Consider the following 19,020-nt stretch of genomic DNA (forward strand, 5'->3'; position numbering starts at 1 on the left):
AGTTAAAATTGGAAGTACAGGAAGGGTGAAAAGCTCTGCGCCGAGAGCTTCAGGATCGAGGCCACGAACAGCAGCAACACCAGGCTGCGCATGGCATAGCGCGGCCAGTCGGCAACCCAGTAGGCTGGCTGCACTTGTGCCTCGATGCCGACGCTGTAGCCGGGCAGGTGCAGGCTGTCGGGCGCATCGCCAGGCAACGCTTTGATCAGGCCCGGTTGGCCGGTGCCAGGGCCGTCGGCCAGCAGCGGTTGCTCGGCGTTGCCAGCGGCCGGTTTGAGTGCCGGGCGGTTGGCGTAGAAATCCCGCAGGCCAAAGAACGCCAGCGTGGCGTAGGCCAGCCCCAGGGTCGCCACTTGTAAACCGGTGAGCTGGGCGCTGTTGAGTTCCGACAGCTGCCAGTCGCCAAAACCAAACATGGCGCCATACATGCGGCCGGCGACGTGCAGGTTCTCGGCGCGGAAAATCACCCAGCCCATCACCACCAGCAGGAAGGTGAAGGCCCAGCGCAGCAGGTTGAAACTGCGCGGTGCGGTGTTGATGCCGATGGCTTTTTCAATCGCCAACCAGATGCCATGCCAGGCGCCCCAGACGATGTAGGTGATATTGGCGCCGTGCCACAGACCGCCGAGCAGCATGGTCAGGAACAGGTTGCGGTAGGTGCTGAGGGTGCCGCCGCGGTTGCCGCCCAGGGTGATGTACAGGTAGTCGCGCAACCAGGTTGACAGGCTGATATGCCAGCGGCGCCAGAACTCGGTGATCGACTGGCTGATATAGGGCTGCTTGAAGTTCTCCATAAAGCGGAAACCCATCATCAGGCCCAAGCCGATGGCCATGTCGCTGTAACCGGAAAAATCAAAATACAGCTGCGCGGTGTAGGCCAGCGCCCCGAGCCAGGCGTCACCCGTGGTCGGGTCTTGCAGGGCGAAGCAGCGGTCGGCGACCACCGCCAGGGTGTCGGCGATAAACACCTTCTTGATAAAACCCTGCATAAAGCGCGTGGCGCCTTCGGAGAACTTATCAACGGTGTGGGTGCGGTTATTGAACTGCTCGGCCAGGTCGCGAAAGCGCAGCACGGGGCCGGCGATCAGGTGCGGGAAGATCGCCACAAAGGCGGCAAAATCGATCAGGTTGCGGGTCGCCGGGGTATCGCCACGGTAGACGTCGATGATGTAGCTGATCGACTCGAAGATGTAGAACGAGATACCAATCGGCAGCAATACGTGGGTCAGGATAAACGGCTCAAGCCCCATGGAGGTCATGGCCGCGTTGATGTTCTCGACGCCGAAGTTGGCGTACTTGAAGTAACCGAGAATGCTCAGATCGACCGCCACCCCCAGCAGCAGCCAGCGCTGCGCCGGTTTGGTTCGCACCCCGGCGGCACCGACTTTTAGGCCGATCCAGTAGTTCCACAGAGTGACGGCGATAAACAGCGCCAGAAAGTCCACCCGCCACCAGGCGTAGAACAGGTAACTGGCCAGCAGCAGCAGCAAGTTGCGATAGCGTTGCCCGCTCAAATAGTACAGGCCGAGGAAAATCGGCAAGAACAAGAACAGGAACACGTTGGATGAAAAAACCATCCGTCTCTCTCCATTGAGTTTCTACAGTTAGGGACTCGCAAGCCCCCCCTTTCCCCCCGTACTAAACCGGGGGGTTGTATTGCGTTTACTGCCGCTTTTTGTAGGAGGGGCTTTAGCCGCGATGCCTTGCGCTGTGTCAGTGAGCACTGTGGGTCGCGGCTAAAGCCCCTCCTACAAGGGCAAACTCAACTGCCTTTGCCCTTGTCATGAGCCGGGTCATAGACCTTGGTCAGGTCGCCGCCGAGGCGGAAGGTCTTGAACGGCTGCATCGACTGCTTCCACTCCAGGGTTTGCGTCGAGCAGCGGTAGAGCGTGCAGTAGGGTTCCAACCAGGCGTATTTGCTGTCGATCTGCAGGTCGTCCATGTCCTGGTCTTGCGCGGCCTTAGCGTTGAACTCGTCTTCATCCTCGACCCCGGTCAGCACCCGTTCGGCCAGACGGCGCAAGGCCTCGCGGTTTTCCTGGGTCAGATCGACGTGGTTGGCCTTGGCGAAACTGGCGATCATCGCCAGCGGTGGCAGGGCGTAGTTGTGATAGGCGAGGGCGCGTTGCTGGCGCTTGAGTTCATTGGGCAAATAACCCTCGGTGTCGACTTGGTTGGCGCCGATGCGGAACTGCTCAACCGACCAGTCGAACAGGTCGCGACGGTTGGTCGCCACCGCAGTCGCCATCACCGACCAGGCTGCCCAGTAGGAGTGGTTGTTGATTTTCAGCAGCGGCAGGCGGCTCCAGTCTTGCACCGTCTGATCGGCCAGTTTGTTGAACCAGGCTTCGATCACTTGGCTTTGCTGCGGATAGGCCGCCAGCGGTTTTGACTCGGAGAACTTCAACCGCAGGTAGGCCGAGGCCATGCTGCCCAGCGCCCATTTACGGATCGACTTGCCGGTGTGGTTGTACTCGGTGGAGAGCAGCGCATCGGCCTCGGCCCAGCTGCTTAGCCACTGCATCGTGCATTGCAGATCTTCGGGGCGGCCGTCACGCATGTACTGCATGACCTGCTTGCTGATGCCTTTTTCCAAGGTGGTGATATTGGCGGTGGCATCGCGAAAAGCTTTTTCCGAGTCTTTATTGAGGGTGGCGCGGGCCTTGCCTGAGCCTTCGTATTTGCTGCGAAACACCAGTTTGTCGGTGTAGGGCGCAGGTGTCGGCGCGCAGGTGTCGGCTTTGGTTTCGCTGCGTTTTTCGATGGCGGCGTAGTAACCCGCCGGTGGCACCAGGTTATCGGCGCTGGCGCTGCCGGCGAACAGCAGGGCACTCAGCAGACTGGGGTAAACCAGCCGGTTTAACGCATGGGTGGTGTTCATAAATCTGTGCCTCCCTCGGCCTTGGCCGTGAGGTGTTTAGCCGCGGTGGATGGTCGCTTGCACAGCGTGGCTTTGACGCTGAGATTGGCAGGCATCTCTTCGGGGCTATGGATTTCCATCGCGAGCAGGTTGAGTTCTGCCCAGTCAGGATCGTTGCGCAGCTGGAAGACGTAGCGACCGCCGCTGTCGACGGCTTTGCTTTGCTCGATTTTGAAATTTTCCCGGCGGCCATTGAGGTACCAGAGGGTGGCGTTCAGCTGCTTGACCGAGGGATCACTGAAGGTCAGGTCGACCTGATACTGACTGCCGCGCAGGTCCAGCAGTTGTTGCTTGCCGTTGACCAGCACCTCGTTTGCCCCGTTGTGCAATTTCACGCTGTTTTGCAGGGCGGCGGGGCGGCCTTCGCAGCCGTTGTCGAGCAGCGGCATGGCCTGGCGATAGAAGCTGGTTTGCGCCATGTCGTAGTGGGTGGCGAACTCCCAAACGATGACTTTCGGCGGATGCTTGGCAAACTCCGGGCTGCCCAGGTATTGCAGCAGCGAGCTGTCGAAGCCGCCGCCACTGAGGGCGTTATTCAGCACGGCGGCGCCGCTGTATTGCTGCAAAAAGCCGGCAAAGTTGTACGCCGGGCCGCTGTTGCTGGTGCCGACCAGGGTCACTTGCGGCAAGCTTTCATCGCCGAACAGATCGCCATCGCCGCCACTCTCGCCGACTGCCTCGGTTTCGAAACGGTCGACGTATTCCGGCGCATAGCTGTTGCCACACAGTTGCATGGCGGTTTTGTGAAAGGTGCCGAGTTTGGACAGCAGGCCGACGCGTTTGCTGGCGAACTCTTGCTTGGGGATGTCACTAAAGCCGGGAATCTGTTTGAGCGTCGCCGCGCTGATTTTGGCCGTGCGTTCGGCGCCGTACGGGGTCCAGTGGTGGTCGCCTTTGAAGTAATAGGCGTGCTGCTGGTGCTCATCAAACAGCGGGCTGAAGTCTGGGGTCCAGATCCCGGCTTTGCGCAGCTGGGCAATGGTCGCCAGGTAGTTCTTCTTGGCTAGCTCAAAGTCGAAGCTGTCGCGCTCGGCGGCGCTGAGTTTGTCTCGGTTGATCAGGCCACGGGTGGGCTGGTACACCACCATCAACTCGATGCCTTTGCGTTTAAGGCCGTCGCGCAACAACTTGAGCTGCTGATAGCCCTCGGCCGTGGTGCCGAAATCGGTGCGCAGGTCGTAGGTGCTGCGAAACAACCAATCGCCCTGGGCTTGCACCAGGTGGGTGAAAAACTCCAGGTACTTGGTGTCGTAGCGGCTGTTGTCGGCGGCGGTCGGGCACAGTGGGCGGGCGCCGTTGATTTGGTACTGCGGCGCGGTGGGCAGCTGTGCGGCCTGTACACCGCAGCTGACGCCGCTTAACAGGGCGGCAGCCAGTGCGCTTTGACGCAGGGTCGAGCGCGGTACTTGTAGGCTCATGAAATTGCTGCTCCTCATTCGTGTAGCTCCACCTGGCTTTCTACCGGGTCGATCAGTACGGCTTTTTGCTGGCGCACCAGCAGGTCGAGAATTTCGTCTTGTTTGTCGCCCAGAATCCCGGCGAAGGTGATGCCGGAGGTCTTGCTCGGGGCGAGCATGGCCACCCGGTACAGCTCAACGCTTAACGGTGAGTCAATGGACAGGGGGCCGGAACCGTTACCGGCCAACTTGCCGCCGACCACGATCATCGAGACCTTGGTGTCGAAGGGGTCGAGGTCGACATCGCGGTCGGTGTTGCTCAGGTCTTTGATGTGACCATAGACCCCGACCAGTTGGTTGCCGGCCGCGAGGTTCTCGTACAGGCGAATATTCACGCTGTTGCGCAGGCGAATACCGTGGCGTTGGTTGCCGATCACCTGGTTGCCCCAGAGCAGATTGTTGGAGCTTTCGTACAGGGTGATGCCATCGGAATGGTTGTTGTAAACCTGGTTGTAAGCCACCAGGTTGTTCACGCTGTTACGGTCGATAACGATGCCGGAGAGCTTGTTGTCGTAGACCCGGTTATTGAAAATCCAGCTGTTGTCGACCTCGCGGGAAATAATAATGCCGTGCTTCTTCTTGGTGCCGTGCACGGTGTTGTCGGCAATGATCAGCCGCTGCGACCGGTCGTGGGGGTCGATGCCGTAGACCAGGTTGTCGCGGTAGGTATTGCCCTTGACCACCACATCCTCGGCCTCGTAGCAGTAGAAGCCGTACCACATGTCGACGAACTCGGAGTCGATCAGCCAGGCGCTCGGCGGCTTGCGCTGCATTTGCTTGGCCATGTGCGGGGTGTACTGGGAAATACTCACCCCGTAGGACTTACTGGTGCTGTAGCCAAAGCTCGCCAGTTTGCTGTTGACGATATAGGTCTCGGTGCCGCCCCAGGACAGCAGGAACGGGCGAAACGCATCGGCCTTGAGAAACGTTGCCGGGCCGTTGGCGGCCTCGCGCCAGGCGGTCACCTTGGTGTCGGTAATAAACAGTTTGCCGTCGTTGACGATAAAGCTGCCGCGCTCCTCCGACAGGCGCAGCTCTTCGGTGTCCTTGTCCACATGTAGGGTGGCGCCGCGCGCCACCACAATCGGCAAGCGCGCCAGATACACGCCCGGCGCGGTTTCGCTGAAGTACTGCTTGGGCAGTTGCTTGGCCAGTTGACGCAGGTTGACGTAGCCGCCCTCGATAAAGATCGCCTGGGGGATGCCCCGTTGCCGATTGACCCATTCGGCCATGCGGTTGTTGCCGCCGATAAACTCCTTCAAGGCGTCCTGTTGCAGCATGCGCCGCACCTTTACCTGGCCCTGCACCTTGCGGTCGAGCTTGGCGTTGACCGCCGCGGCGGTGTAGCCGCGCAGGTCCGGCAGGGTCGGTGCGGGCAGGTGCAGCGGCGCGATGGGGGCGCTGGTAACCGTATAGCTCTTGGCTTGCAGCAGTTCCTTGGTGGCTTTTACCGGTGCACCGGCCGGGGCTTGCACGCTGGCCGGCAGCGCTTGCGCGCTGAGGCCAGTGGCCTGGGTCGCCAACCACAATGCGCCAGTCAGCAGCAGTGCCAGCTTGCGGCCCGGCAGCGTGGACGGATGGGTAGGTAGGTCTGCCATGTCAGTCATTCTCCATAGGCCCGGCGAGTGCGCGGCGCATCAAAAGCGCCAGATCACGTCGACAAAGGCTTGGTGCATATAGCTGTCGACGTTTTTGCCATAGGCATCGCCGGGCTTGAACACACCGCCGCGAAAGCGCACCAGCGCCGCCGGTTCATCAATCGCCTGGCTCATCGAGGCAGGCAGCAGGCCTTGCTGGAAGTACTTGGTGAGGACCAGATCGACTTCCTGGCCGATGTCTTTTTCACCATCGACCAGGGCTGCGTTGATGCCGCTGCTGCCGATCGGTTGCTGGTCGTCGACCCGCGAGAAGTTTTGGTAAATCAAGCTGGCGTCATACTCGTCACGCAGCTGCCAGGAGCCGAACAGGGTGGCGGCCTGGAGGTTGCTCAACTCGCCGCGAAAGGCTTCGCCGAAACGCTGCACGCGGGTGCGGGTGCCGGTGTAGTTGGAGCGGTTGCTTTCCAGACCGGTCTGCTGGAAGTTGGCGCCGCCGTCCGAGCCGCCGCCACTGCCGCGGGCAAAGGCGCCGCCGATTTTCCATTGTTCATCGAGGTTCCAGCGCAGGCCCAAGTCGGTGCCCCAGGCATTTACATCGCTGTTTTGCGCGCCGTTGGCGTAGCTCTGTTCACCGACCGTGGTGGTGGTCAGGCGATCACGCTCACCGCTCAGCCAGGTGGCGCTGGCCCAGTAATTGAGTGGGTTCTGATTGCGCGGGTTGTAGGCGTCGCTGTTGACCTGCAGGCCCAGCCAGGTGAGGTCGCCGGTGCTGGTTTTATCCAGTGGGGTGACCTCTTCGCCAGGCGCCAGCAACTTGCCGTCGTCGCGGCTGTGATGGGCATTCAGGCCGACCCAGTGGCCAGGAGTCCATTGGGTGGCGATGTCGCCGAACAGGTGCCGGCGATCTTTATCTTGCGGGGCCAGTTCGTCGAGGTCGGTGCGGTAATCGCTAAAACGTTCGGCGACGCCGAGGTTGGCGCGCAGCAAGCTGGTATCGAAGGTCCAGTTCAGGGCTTCGATATTGGTGTCGCGCCACATGCCATCGTCGTTGTGCAGGCGTTGCCGACCGAGGCGCAATTCCTCGCCCGGGTAGGCGGTTAAGCCGGAGTAACCGACCCAGAATTCACGCATGGCCAGGTAGCTTTTCTCGGGTTTGCGGCTGTCGTCGTCGCTGTTGGCGGCTTCGCTGTTGACGTCGGTCAGTTGCAGGGTGTCGGTTTCGATGATGTCCGAGGCGGTCACCACCTGGCCCATGGCATAGGCACTCCAGTCGCCACTTTTGCCGTAAGCCCAAGGCCGCACGTCGAGGCCGATACCCTGCACGTCGCCCCCGTCGCGGGTGCCCAGATCGACGTCATCTTGCGACTGGGCGGTGATTTTCACGTCCAGGCCAAAGTTCTTCTCGCCGTTGGGCTCAGCCCATACTGGCTGAACCGCTAGCAGCGTCGCGCTAAGGCCTAAGCCTGCATGCATCCAGTAATTGAGTTTCATAATGCTTCCTGACTAATTGAATTGGGCATGGCATGCGGTGGTGCGCTGGCGACCAGGCTCAGGCCGCGCAGTTGCTGCTCGGCCTGCAACAGGCGTTGGGCCTGGGGCAGGGCGGCGGGCGGCAGTTGCTGGGCGATCTGGGCGGCCAGTTCCTGGGCTTGCGGCGTGCCCTTGAGCACCGCCAGTTGGCTGAAGACATAGGCATTGACCGGGTCCGGCTGAAAACCGCGACCGGCCGAGAACATCTGCGCGAGGGCAAAGTCGGCGCTGCTCTGACCGCCGCGGGCGGCGATTAGCAAGTGCTGCAAGGCCCGCTGCGGGTCAACTTGGCCCAGATAACCACGGCGGTATAGCTGGCCGAGGTAATAGTTGGCGTTGGTTTCGCTGGCGGCGGCCTTGAGCAGATGTTGCTCGGCTTTTTGTGGATCTTGTGGCAGTAACTTGCCTTCGTAATAGAGCTTGCCCAGCAACAGTTCGGCCCGTGGTTGGGCTGCTTCGCGGCCGTTTTTCAGGTACTTGAGCAACTGGTCGATGTCGCCCAGAACCGGGTAGTCATACAGCAGTTGCGCCAGGCTGACCCAGGCGGCGGGGTAGCTGGGGGCGATTTGCTCCAGCAACTGTTGCGCAGCCTTTTCGTCGGGCTTGCCCAACTCGGGATCGGCCAGTACCTGGGCGACGCTTTCCAGCCGCTGGGCCGGTACTGTGCCAGCCTGATAGGCACTCTGCAGCTGTTGCAGCAGGGCCGCTTGTGGCTCGGTTTGGCCGCGTTTTTGGTACACGGTGGCGAGTTCTGCGTAGCAAATATCTTGCGTGCTCAAGGCGGCTTTACAGATGCGCTCGATCTCGGGCAAATGCTGGTCGTAGCTGCCTTGGCTGCGATAGAGCAACAGCTGGGCCAGCTCCGCCTGGGGATAACCGGCGGCGCGCCATTGGCTGATCCGTTGCTGCGGATCGACCTTGGCAAAACGCTGCGGGTATTGCAGATAGAGCAGCGTCAGCGGCAGCAGGCTGCCCTGTTCGCCGCGGGTCATGGCCTGCTCCAGACGCTCTTGGGCTTCTTGTAACTCGGCGTCAGTGGCGTTCGGTTTGCCCGCCAGTAACTTACCCAAGCGTGCCGCCGCCCGTGGCGACTGATCCGCCGCCTGGCGATAGGTGGCTTCGGCTTGCGGCACTAAGGCCGGGTCGCCGCTGTTGAGCTGGATATCCGCCAGGCCGACTTGGGCATCGGTGTAACCCAGGGCGGCCAGTTGCCGATAGTTCTGTTCGGCAGTGACGCTGTCGCCGTTTTGCAAGGCTTCATTGGCCAGTCGCTGATCCGGCAAGCCGGCGCAACCGGCCAGGCTCAGCGCGGCGACCAGCAGCAGAACTTGCGATGGTGGGGTCGCCATTGGCTGGCGCGCCTTCGGGATACGCATGGCTTAGAGTCCTGCGGCCAAGGCTTTGTCGATCAGCCAATCGAGGGATGGCCCGCGATCACTGCTGACTTCCACGGGACGGCCGGCGAGGGCGCTGTCGAGTGGCTGCTCGGGTTTAATCTGCACGCGAATGTCGCCGGACAGGCTGTCGTTATCGTTCAAGCTGCTGCTGACAATCTTGCCGCGCCGCGCCTCGGTTTCACCGGCGACCACGAAGCTGACGCTGGCGCCGGGCTTGATTTCGTTGAACTTGGCGTAGGGGAAGCGCGCTTCGATGCTGGCCTGGCTGTCACGCGCCAGCAGTTGGAAGATCACCTCGCCCTTGTTGGCATACTGCCCATCGGCCACCAGTTGCTGGCCCACGGTGCAATCGCAGGGGCTGGTCAGGGTGCCTTTGAGCTGGGTGCCGAACAGGCTTTCGATCTTGCTCGGGTCCAGTTGTTCTTCATTCAGATTGCCCTTGAGCATCTCCAGCATCGAGGCGCTAAAGGTGGCGATGGGCGCGCCTTTGGCCACCTGACCGTCGGCGCCGACCAGGCTCTGTACGGTGCCCTCACGGGGCATGGTCACTTGCATGCCGGCTACCCGCACCACGCCAGACTGGGCGTGGGTGACGAAGTACAGGCCGTAGACCGATTTGAAAATAAACCCGAAGGCCAGCAGCCCAACCACAAACAGCGCCAGGCTAAAGGTTACCGCACGCAATCGGGCGATGGCGCCCATGCCACCGGCGGCTTTGCCTTTGCGCGCCTTGGTGAAATTTTCCCGCTGCAGGGTGCTTAGCAGTTCGCCGACGGTGATCAGCTCGCCACTCAGGTGAGCGGTGATCAGGTGGCGCAGGGTGGTGATGTCGCGCGGCTGCAGATTGTGGAACTGGCAGCCGACGCGGTTGTGCTCGATCTCGACCGAACAGACCTGAAACGCCACATCGATGCTCAGGCTGAGGTTGTCGATCAGAAACAGCAGTCTGCCTTTCTGATGCTCGCCAACCCGCGCCGGCAGCTTACCGGCGGCAAAGCTGAAGCCACCGGCGGAGATGTCCAGCAGGTTGTATTCGAGCACTTCGCGATTGCTGCCGCTGAAGCGGATTTTGGCCGGTAGTTTGACTCGGGCGTGTTGGCGCTGGGCTTCTGATTCATGCACAACATTGAGATTGACGGCGGTATTCATGCTGTTATTCCTGGGCAATTTTTGACGAATTCCATTCATGGCGACTTACACCAGCAGCAACAGCGTGGCGATAAACACACTGGCGGCAGAGAAGGTCATGGTTCGGGACGACCAGGTGTTGAACCAGCGCTGAAAGCTGGCCAGGTCGCGATTGAGCTTGGTCGGCTGGCGGGTCCAGGACTGCTGGTCGAGGCGGAAGAACACATAGATCTTCACCATCGCACCGACTATCTGGTTGTAATAAAGAATTACCGGGTAAGCCGGGCCGATGCGGTGGCCGCTGAGGGACAACAACAGCGTCAGCACCAGCCGCGTAGTACCGATCCACAGCAGGTAGATCAGCAGAAAAGCGATGCTGTACTTGATGCTGGCGATGATCGCCACCGTCAGGCCGAGCAGGCAGGTCCACATCGATACCCGTTGGTCGAACAACACCAGGCTGGTGAACATCCCCAGGCGTTTGACCCCCAGTTGCATGGCCCGCGCGTTCTGCCGCAGGTTGTTGCCGTACCAGCGAAACATCAGTTTGCGACTGGCCTTGATAAAGCTCTTTTCCGGCGGATGCTCGATGGTGAAGATCGCTGTATCCGGTACGTAAAAGGTGTCGTAGCCCAGACGCATCAAGCTGTACCAGCTGGACTTGTCATCGCCGGTGAGGAAGTTGAAACGCCCCAGTCGCCAGTGCTCCATGGAGTCGCTTTCGACGTCGGCGATAAAGCCCGGATTGGTGATCACTGGCGCGCGGAATACCGACATCCGCCCGGTCAGGGTCAGCACCCGCTTGGACAGCCCCATCGAACACATATTGAGGTGGCGCTGGGCGAAGCGCAGCTTGTGCCACTCGCTCATGACGTAGCTGCCGCGCACCTCGCAGAACTCGTTGGTGGTCAGACCGCCGACATTCGGGAAGAGTTTGAAGTAGGGCACAGTTTTGCGGACTATGCCGGCTTGCAGCACGCTGTCGCCGTCGATCACCGCGACCACCGCATCGGCGTCCGGTAGCAGCCGGGAAATGGCGCGAAAACCGTGGGCCAAGCCATCGCGTTTGCCGGTGCCGGCAATCCGCACAAAATCCAGGGTCACATGGGCCGGTGGTTGGTATTTCTCCCACAGGCTCTTGACCAAAAACTCATCGGACAGCTCAACAATCGAGCACACCACTGTGGTTGGGTAACCGCAGTCGATGGCTTCACGGATCACCGATTGGTAAACCTGCGCCGTGGTCAGTGCATCGATGCGAAAACTGGTCACCATCAAAAACACATGGGAAGGGTCGGCCGCTTTGCCGAGTTTTTTTGCCTTGCGACGGTAGTGCGGAAACACCACATAGAGAAACAGCATGCCGCGCAGAAAGTGCGTGGCGCCCATCGAGTAGCGCCAAATGCCCACGGCGCCGATCAGTAGGAGGAAGTCCTTCGACTCCGGGTCGAAGACTGTGCTGGGCAACGCCAGGGCAATCCCCATCAACAAACTGAGGTACAACAGCCAGCCGGCGGCTTCAGCGAAAACCTGCTTGAGCCTGTCCATTGGTGTCTTTATTTCCTTGAGTTGGGCATGCCGGCTGAGCACCTCGGCGCCTGTGGTGCAGGCGCAGATGTCGAGGTGCTCAGTCGGGGTTATGGCTGGGGCGGCTGTTTGGCCGGCAAATTGCCGGCCAAACACTGCTTACCAGCAGATGCCTTCGGTGGCGCCGCGGGTGGTGTGCGGCATAAAGCCGACCAGGTCGACCACTTGTTTGCCATCCGGGACCTGTTGGGCGAGGATGCGGAACTTCTCGTCGCGATTGCCCAGTACGATGATGTCCGAGTCATTTACCACTTGCTCGAAGTTGCTGTTGAGCAGCGACGACACGTGGGGGATTTTCGACTCGATGTACTCTTTGTTGGCCCCGTAGACCCGCGCATATTCGACGTTGCTGTCGTAAATGCTCAGCTCGTAGCCCTTGCCGATCAGCATTTCGGCCAGCTCCACCAGAGGGCTTTCGCGCAGGTCGTCGGTGCCGGCTTTGAAGCTCAGGCCGAGCAGGGCGACTTTGCGTTTGGCGTGGCTGGCGATGATGTCGAAGGCGTTTTGCACCTGGGCCACGTTGCTGCGCATTAGCGAGTTGAGCATCGGTGCATCGACGTCCAGGGAGCCGGCGCGGTAGGTCAGGGCGCGCACGTCCTTGGGCAGGCAGGAGCCACCAAAGGCGAAACCAGGGCGCATGTAGTACTGCGACAGGTTGAGGGTTTTGTCCTGGCAGACCACATCCATCACTTCGCGACCATCCACACCCACCGCCTTGGCGATGTTGCCGATCTCGTTGGCGAAGGTCACTTTGGCGGCGTGCCAGACGTTGCAGGTGTACTTGATCAGCTCGGCAACGGCGATGTCCTTGCGGATCACCGGCGCATCCAGCTCCTCATAAATCGCCTGCAGCAGGTCGCCGGAAGCTTGGTCCAGTTCGCCGATCACGGTCATGGGCGGCTGGTCGTAGTCGGCAATGGCGGTGCTTTCACGGAGGAATTCCGGGTTAACCGCAACGCCGAAGTCGAGCCCGGCTTGCTTGCCGGAGCAGGCTTCGAGAATCGGGATCACCACGTTCTTGACGGTGCCCGGCAGCACGGTGCTGCGGATCACCACAGTGTGACGTTCGGTCTTGGTGCGCAGCACCTGGCCAATTTCCCGGCACACCGCTTCGATGTAATTGAGTTCCAGATCGCCATTTTTCTTGCTCGGGGTGCCGACGCAAATAAACGACACTTCGGTATCGCGGACTGCTTCGGCGAAATCGGTAGTGCCGCGCAATAAGCCGGTGCTAATACCTTTCTTTAATAGGGCCTCTAATCCGGGTTCAACAATCGGTGATTTACCGGCGTTGATCATGTCGATTTTGCTCGCGGAAACATCCACGCCGACCACCTGGTGGCCGCGCGAAGACAAACAGCCGGCACATACGGCGCCGACATAACCCAAGCCAAAAATACTAATACGCATTGCGCTCTCCCTGATTCAGTTGTCATATTGGTAATGCTGTTGAACTGTTTGGCGCGTCCTCTAGTACCTGCTGCAATATTGCCGGGGTCGAACACAGGCGTACTAGTGGCGTGCCGCTAATATAAGTGGGTATATGGCTTTGACTGTTGAGTTGAATAACCGGTGTGCCTCAGGGTTATTCACTGGTTGAGCTTGATGCCTCTAGAATGCTGCTTTGGGTGGCATTCAGAGCTGCTCCGGTCGGTTTCTAGGGTTAAATGGCACGACTTTAAGACACCGTGAAAAACGTCTGCAATTCGTTGCGGAGGATTTTTACGGTGTACTTAAAGTCACTGCTAAAGTGCTTGTCAGTTCATAGGAGGGGCGTTAGCAAGAATAAGTTCAGGTTTAGGGTGATATTTGTGAATTAAGTTGAAATTATTCCTGTGGTCAGATAGTTGATAAATAATTGAACTTTCTAGATTCTTGATTTCTGCTCTAGGATTATTGTTTGCTTCTGGCCAAGTGCCACTGCTTAGTTGCTGCCTAAGTTTCAGAGGTGAAAAGTCTGAAATTATGCCGGCTTGTTTTGGGCGACGGCGCTGTGCGGCGGGGGCTGTAGGCGGAAGTTGCCGAATTATAATTGGCGAATGCGGGCGCTGCTTGCGGCGGTTATCGGCGCCTGAACTCATAGAATATGTGCGGGGGCTGGCGGTGTCGCTGGGTACTGGGTGGCGCGCAGAATAATGCCACCCGTAGGCTGACGAGCGGCATCGAGAAGGGACTATCAGTCCTGCGGGTGGTCGCGCAAAAACACCAGATTGTCCGGCGTGGACTGTGCAATCGAGTAGCCATAGCCCTGGCTGCTGAAATCTTTTAGTGCGTCTGGGCTGCGCAGACGCTCTTTGATCACGTAACGGGCCATCATCCCGCGGGCTTTTTTCGCGTAGAAACTGATGATTTTGTACTGGCCGTTTTTCAGGTCTTTGAACTCGGTGTTAATTACCCGGGCATTCAGAGCTTTAAGCTTTACCGCGCTGAAGTATTCGTTCGAGGCGAGGTTTAACAGAATGTTGTCGCCTTGGGCGAGCAGCGCCTGGTTGAGGTAGCCACTGATACGTTCGGCCCAGAACTCATAGAGATTTTTACCCCGTGGGTTGACCAGCTTGGTGCCCATTTCCAGGCGGTAGGGCTGCATCAGGTCCAGCGGGCGCAGCAGGCCGTAGAGGCCCGACAGCATGCGCAGGTGTTGTTGGGCGTGGTCGAAGTCGGCTTCGCTAAAGTCTTCGGCATTTAGTCCGGTATAGACGTCGCCCTTGAAGGCCAGCAGCGCTTGCTTGGCGTTCTGTGGGGTGAAGTCCGGCGTCCAGCTGCCAAAGCGCACGGCATTCAGCCCGGCGAGTTTGTCCGACAGGCTCATCAAGCTGCCAATCTGCGCCGGCGTCAGCTCACGCAGCTGCTCAATCAGCAGGCTTGAGTGCTCAAGATGCTCGGGCAGGGTGAAGCGCGCAGTCGCCGGCGGCGTCTCGTAGTCGAGGGTCTTGGCGGGGGAAATTACCATCAGCATAAACGCGGCTCCTTGATTCGAGCGGCGATTCTAGCAGCCTGGCGGGCTTAGGCGTCCGTAGGCGGGCAGGCCTAAGTCTGCCGGCGCCGCTAGCCATGGGTGCGGGTGCGGCGAAATTTGCGCCGCCGCCCATTGATCTCAGCGGCCTTCGGCTATAGTGGCGCGCGCACTGAGCCGCCTGTCGCCCAGTGGCGCACCTTTTAAATCCCCATGACAAGGAGGTCGCAATGACTGCGTCCCTATACCGTTTTGCCGCCAGCCTGCTCTTCAGCTCCGTGGCCATGCTGGCCCAGGCCGAGCAGCTGTCCATCGAAGTGCTCAGCGCTGTGGTCAAGGACCAGAAAATTGCCGATGCCCAGGTGTTGTTGCAGAAAAATGGCGCTCAGACTCAGGTTGGCAGCACCAACGGCCAGGGCCAGGTCAGCCTGACCAGCGCCTTCGCCGACGATGCCGACAGCCTGCTGATTATCAAAAAAACCGGCTACTCCAACTTGGTCAGCAAGTGCCCGTGCAAGGGCCTGACCTACGCCATCAGCCCGGTGATGCAGAACCTCGACGGCATGCGCGTGGTGCTCACCTGGGGGCAAACCCCGGCGGACCTGGACTCGCATATCGCCTATCCGGGCAACCATATTTACTTCGAGGCCAAAGATGGCCTGGATGCCAACCTCGACGTGGATGACACCGACAGTTTCGGCCCGGAAACCATCACTCTGGAGAAGAAGCGCTTCGGTGAGACTTACGTGTATGCCGTGCACGATTTCACCAACAGCGAAAACCCTGGGGCCAATGACTTGTCCAACAGTCAAGCCAAGGTGTTTGTCTATGTCGGCCAATCCTTGGTGCGCACCTATTATGTGCCGCAGAACCAGACCGGCAACCTCTGGACGGTGTTTCGCATCACCGGCGCCGGTGAGTTTCAGGACATCAATAGTTTTGCTGGTATCAGCGCTGAGAGCGTCGCGCTCGGTGGTGTTTTGCAGCCGTTGCAAGACGATGCTCGGCTGATCAATGCCCAAACCGCAAGCCCGGCGGCACAAGGCGCGGCCAAGGCCCTGAACGTTAAAGGCGAGGCGGCTTACCATGCCGGCAACCTGGAGCAGGCGATCGGCTTCTTCGTTCAGGCGATTGAGCTGAATAACGCTTACGGTCAGGCCTACAGCAACCTTGGTTTGGCCTATCAGAAGGCCGGGCGCACAGCTGAGGCGATCTGGGCTAACCGCAAGGCCATCGCCCTGGCCAGCGGCGCAACGGCGGCCACCGTGCGGGCCAGCTCTTACTACAACATCGCGCGCATCTACGAGGCCGCCGGGCAACTGGACGATGCCCTGGGGCAGTACCAGCTGGCCAAGCAGCAAAAAGCCAATCCGGTGTACGACAAGGCGATCGAGCGACTGAGCAAATAGTCGTTACTTAGCTAATTCAGCTACACAGCGCGCGCCTTGTTAGGCGCGTTGTTGTTTCAGGGGGAACCCCATGATGTTTCGAGTTTTACTCTTGGCTGTCGGCCTGCTGGCCAGTGCGGTGTACGCCGCCGGGCCGCAGACCATGGCCACCGTGGATAGAGCCAGTTGGCCGCAACAGCTAAACAGTCCAGCGGCCTTCGATACCGCTTCACGGGCAGAAATACTGATGTTCGCCAAGGCGCTGCTGGTCAGTGAAAGCCGTGATGAGGCGGCTTTGAAACAGCAACTGGGGATTAAACAGATCAGTCTGAATTCGCTGCAGACGGTGCGTCAGCGCTTCTGGGCGCGGCTGCTGCAGAACTACCAACGGGCGCAGCTCAGTTGCCGCCAGGACACGGCATTTTGTCCGCCGGTGACCGACCTGACCACGCTGCGCCAGCAGGCGAGTCAGTTATTGATCGCGCCGCCGTTCGCCGCCTGGGCGCAGTCGAGCGCGGACTTTCATCGCAGTTATCTGAATGAGCAACTGCGCCTCGCGGCCTTGTTCCCCAAAGTCAGCAGCGAAATCGCGCTGTTCTCAGACCTTGAGCATAACGGCGACGAACTGGCTGATCGGCAGTTTTTATTGAGCTTCGACGACGGTCCAACCGCCAGCCATGGCAACAGCGACCGGCTGCTGACGACCCTGGCTGAGCAAAAGTTAACCGGGATTTTCTATGTGCTGGGCAGCAGCGTGCAGGCGCGCTTGCAGAAGACTTCCGCGGCGGCTCTGCAAGGCTTGTATGCCGGCCAATGCGTCGGGCTGCATGGCTGGCAGCACGAGTCCCACAGCCAGTGGAGTGAATGGCAGGGCTCGGTGAGCCGCAGCAACGCCTTGCTGCGACAAAGCCTGCCGGACAGCTACGTAGCCTGGTTTCGGCCGCCCTATGGTCAGCGTTTAGCCGATAGCGGCGGGTTCTTTCAGCAGCAAGGCTTGCAGGTCGGGCTGTGGAATATCGACTCGCAAGACTGGAGCAATAAAGTCAGCGCCGATGCCGCCGGACAGCGCGTTCTCACCTTGATGTTGTTGTGGCGCCGTGGGGTGATTCTGTTCCACGACATCCATAGCAAGGCGCCCGTGGCGGTGCCTTGGTTAGTGCAGGCCACTCGGGGCAGTGGCCTGCGTTGGCAGGACTGTCATGACTATCGCTAGGGCAGTGGCCTGAGCTGGCAAGACTGTCACGACTATCGCTAGCAACCGCGCTGAGCCGGCGCAGCACGCGGCCTGCAGTCTGTTGCGCGGTCAGGGCCAGTAAAATATCTGTCAAAACTCTGCAATGCCGCTATTCGTGTCATCAAATTTGCGCTATCAATTAGTTAGACCGTCGAACCCGGCAACACCGGTGGCGGTCGTGGTGCGCCCTACCGCTTGGGCTGTTCGTCAGCTCCGCCGCGCGCTCGGCCTTGCTCTGGTTTGCTCTGTCTCGTGGCTTTGTCGCGAACACGACGGTCTTTCTGCGGCGCAGTGCATTTTTGGCACTGCGTTCTCTGGCCCTAGCAAGAAGGTGACCGAGTATGGACAACCACGGACGCGTCAGCCCCACAGCGCCAACTCTCTACGCCCTCGATACCAACGTGCTGATTCACGACCCGAATGCCTTGCTGAATTTTCAGGAGCACCACGTCGCTATTCCAATGACGGTATTGGAGGAGTTGGACAAACTGAAAACCGGCAAGCAGGGCGTGGCGGCGGAATGTCGCCAGGCGATTCGTTTGATCGACAAGATTCTCGGCGGCGCCAAGCCTGAAGACGTCGAGCGCGGCGTGCCGATCCAGCGGGAAAAAAGCGGGCCTTGCGGGTTTTTGTCGATTTTGATGAGCAAGCACGCGGGGCCGCTGACCGGTTTGCCAGAGGACCTCAACGACAACAAAATCATCAACCAGTTGGTCGAACTGCAAGCCGCCCGCGCTGGTGTGGCCGTGGTGCTGGTGACCAAAGACATCAACATGCGCCTGAAGGCGCGGGCCTGCGGGATTGAAGCCGAGGACTATCACACCGATCAGTTGGTCGATGATATCTCACTGCTGCCCAAGGGCTATCACAACCTCAGTGGCTCGTTCTGGGACCGGGTCAGCAAGGTCGATACCCGTCAGGATCACGGCCGCACCTGGCACCTGGTGCAGTTGATCGATAACTTGCCGTCGGTGCATATCAATGAATTCATCATTGATGAACAGGGCTTCGTCGGCTGGATCAAGGGTATTAAAGGTGCGGAGATTTTGATTCTCGATTTGCATCAAGAGCCCTTGTTGCATCAGGAAGCCTGGGGCCTAAGACCGCGGGATATTTATCAGAGTCTGGCGCTGTATGCCTTGCTCGACCCGGATATTCACCTGGTCAATCTGACCGGTGCGGCGGGCTCGGGCAAGACCATTCTGGCCCTAGCGGCGGCTATCGAGCAGACCATGGTCAGCAAGCGTTACCGGCGCATTATCGCCACCCGCAGCGTGCAGGGGCTGGATCAGGAAATTGGTTTTCTGCCCGGCACCGAGGCGGAGAAGATGGAGCCTTGGCTCGGCGCCATCACCGATAACCTCGAAGCGCTGCATATGGATGACGAGAACACCCACGGCAGTGTCGACTACATTCTGCAAAAAGTGCCGCTGCAGTTTAAGTCGCTCAACTACATTCGTGGACGCAGCTTTCAGCAGAGCCTGATCCTCATCGATGAATGCCAGAACCTCACCCCGCACCAGATGAAAACCATCATCACCCGCGCCGGCACCGGCTCTAAAGTGGTGTGTCTGGGCAACTTGGCGCAGATCGATACGCCCTATCTGTCGGCGCCCAGCTCGGGGCTGACGTACCTGACCGAGCGCTTCAAAGACTTCCCCCATGGCGTACATATCACCTTGCAAGGGGTGCCGCGCTCAGTATTGGCCGAGTTTGCTGAAGCTAATATGTGAGGGGTGAAATAGGCCGCGGGTATGTCATTGCGCGAGCTGCTCGGCGTGTGATCCACAGGGATGTGGGTATGCCGGCTCCTTCGGGCTAACCGGAA

Annotated in this window: 13 protein-coding genes; 3 read left to right on the forward strand and 10 right to left on the reverse strand. The window is 59.7% G+C overall.

The window, feature by feature from the left end:
* Nucleotides 1-2: 2 nt before the first annotated feature.
* From Q8R10_RS10510 to yaaA, 10 genes are all read right to left on the reverse strand, one after another.
* Nucleotides 3-1,577, reverse strand: coding sequence for an MBOAT family protein (locus Q8R10_RS10510; protein ID WP_305653522.1), 1,575 nt, complete (start codon nt 1,575-1,577; stop codon nt 3-5).
* 185 nt (nt 1,578-1,762) lie between these two features.
* Nucleotides 1,763-2,881, reverse strand: a complete 1,119-nt coding sequence (locus Q8R10_RS10515) for a mannuronate-specific alginate lyase (RefSeq protein WP_305653523.1) — start codon at nt 2,879-2,881, stop codon at nt 1,763-1,765.
* The gene (locus Q8R10_RS10520; RefSeq protein WP_305653524.1) at nt 2,878-4,338 is read right to left on the reverse strand and encodes an alginate O-acetyltransferase; all 1,461 of its coding nucleotides are present in this window, start codon (nt 4,336-4,338) and stop codon (nt 2,878-2,880) included. The genes Q8R10_RS10515 and Q8R10_RS10520 overlap by 4 nt, the downstream gene beginning before the upstream one ends.
* A gap of 14 nt (nt 4,339-4,352) precedes the next feature.
* The gene (gene algG / locus Q8R10_RS10525) at nt 4,353-5,975 is read right to left on the reverse strand and encodes a mannuronan 5-epimerase AlgG (protein WP_305653525.1); all 1,623 of its coding nucleotides are present in this window, start codon (nt 5,973-5,975) and stop codon (nt 4,353-4,355) included.
* 39 nt (nt 5,976-6,014) lie between these two features.
* A complete protein-coding gene (locus Q8R10_RS10530; protein ID WP_305653526.1) occupies nt 6,015-7,466 on the reverse strand; it encodes an alginate export family protein in 1,452 nt (483 codons plus the stop codon).
* Nucleotides 7,463-8,881 (reverse strand): alginate biosynthesis TPR repeat lipoprotein AlgK, encoded by a 1,419-nt coding sequence (gene algK, locus Q8R10_RS10535; RefSeq protein ID WP_371133317.1) that lies wholly within the window; start codon nt 8,879-8,881, stop codon nt 7,463-7,465. The genes Q8R10_RS10530 and algK overlap by 4 nt, the downstream gene beginning before the upstream one ends.
* Before the next feature lie 3 nt (nt 8,882-8,884).
* Entirely contained in the window at nt 8,885-10,051 is a 1,167-nt protein-coding gene (locus Q8R10_RS10540) for an alginate biosynthesis protein Alg44 (protein ID WP_305653528.1), read from the reverse strand.
* Between the two features lie 45 nt (nt 10,052-10,096).
* Nucleotides 10,097-11,578: a mannuronan synthase gene (gene alg8, locus Q8R10_RS10545; RefSeq protein ID WP_305653530.1), complete on the reverse strand. Its 1,482-nt coding sequence runs from the start codon at nt 11,576-11,578 to the stop codon at nt 10,097-10,099.
* 138 nt (nt 11,579-11,716) lie between these two features.
* Nucleotides 11,717-13,027 carry a nucleotide sugar dehydrogenase gene (locus Q8R10_RS10550; RefSeq protein WP_305653532.1) on the reverse strand — a complete coding sequence of 437 codons (1,311 nt, stop codon included), beginning with the start codon at nt 13,025-13,027 and terminating at the stop codon, nt 11,717-11,719.
* A gap of 766 nt (nt 13,028-13,793) precedes the next feature.
* Complete coding sequence (yaaA, locus tag Q8R10_RS10555) at nt 13,794-14,573, reverse strand: peroxide stress protein YaaA (protein WP_305653534.1); 780 nt, start codon at nt 14,571-14,573, stop codon at nt 13,794-13,796.
* A gap of 281 nt (nt 14,574-14,854) precedes the next feature.
* Here yaaA and Q8R10_RS10560 point away from each other — a divergent pair, with 281 nt between their 5' ends.
* From Q8R10_RS10560 to Q8R10_RS10570, 3 genes are all read left to right on the forward strand, one after another.
* Entirely contained in the window at nt 14,855-15,979 is a 1,125-nt protein-coding gene (locus tag Q8R10_RS10560; RefSeq protein ID WP_305653645.1) for a hypothetical protein, read from the forward strand.
* Between the two features lie 70 nt (nt 15,980-16,049).
* On the forward strand, nt 16,050-17,171 hold the full coding sequence (locus Q8R10_RS10565) for a polysaccharide deacetylase family protein (RefSeq protein WP_371133318.1): 1,122 nt from the start codon (nt 16,050-16,052) through the stop codon (nt 17,169-17,171).
* A 362-nt stretch (nt 17,172-17,533) separates the two neighbouring features.
* Nucleotides 17,534-18,925, forward strand: coding sequence for a PhoH family protein (locus Q8R10_RS10570; protein WP_305653535.1), 1,392 nt, complete (start codon nt 17,534-17,536; stop codon nt 18,923-18,925).
* Nucleotides 18,926-19,020 lie beyond the last annotated feature (95 nt).

This window comes from Pseudomonas sp. (assembly GCF_030698175.1).
Taxonomy (GTDB): domain Bacteria; phylum Pseudomonadota; class Gammaproteobacteria; order Pseudomonadales; family Pseudomonadaceae; genus Aquipseudomonas.

Coding starts and splice junctions, on each gene's coding strand:
- Q8R10_RS10550 (WP_305653532.1), bottom strand. CDS start 13,027: ATGCGTATTAGTATTTTTGGCTTGGGTTATGTCGGCGCCGTATGTGCC.
- Q8R10_RS10520 (WP_305653524.1), bottom strand. CDS start 4,338: ATGAGCCTACAAGTACCGCGCTCGACCCTGCGTCAAAGCGCACTGGCT.
- Q8R10_RS10515 (WP_305653523.1), bottom strand. CDS start 2,881: ATGAACACCACCCATGCGTTAAACCGGCTGGTTTACCCCAGTCTGCTG.
- Q8R10_RS10510 (WP_305653522.1), bottom strand. CDS start 1,577: ATGGTTTTTTCATCCAACGTGTTCCTGTTCTTGTTCTTGCCGATTTTC.
- Q8R10_RS10530 (WP_305653526.1), bottom strand. CDS start 7,466: ATGAAACTCAATTACTGGATGCATGCAGGCTTAGGCCTTAGCGCGACG.
- Q8R10_RS10570 (WP_305653535.1), top strand. CDS start 17,534: ATGGACAACCACGGACGCGTCAGCCCCACAGCGCCAACTCTCTACGCC.
- alg8 (WP_305653530.1), bottom strand. CDS start 11,578: ATGGACAGGCTCAAGCAGGTTTTCGCTGAAGCCGCCGGCTGGCTGTTG.
- Q8R10_RS10560 (WP_305653645.1), top strand. CDS start 14,855: ATGCTGGCCCAGGCCGAGCAGCTGTCCATCGAAGTGCTCAGCGCTGTG.
- Q8R10_RS10565 (WP_371133318.1), top strand. CDS start 16,050: ATGATGTTTCGAGTTTTACTCTTGGCTGTCGGCCTGCTGGCCAGTGCG.
- algG (WP_305653525.1), bottom strand. CDS start 5,975: ATGGCAGACCTACCTACCCATCCGTCCACGCTGCCGGGCCGCAAGCTG.
- algK (WP_371133317.1), bottom strand. CDS start 8,881: ATGCGTATCCCGAAGGCGCGCCAGCCAATGGCGACCCCACCATCGCAA.
- Q8R10_RS10540 (WP_305653528.1), bottom strand. CDS start 10,051: ATGAATACCGCCGTCAATCTCAATGTTGTGCATGAATCAGAAGCCCAG.
- yaaA (WP_305653534.1), bottom strand. CDS start 14,573: ATGCTGATGGTAATTTCCCCCGCCAAGACCCTCGACTACGAGACGCCG.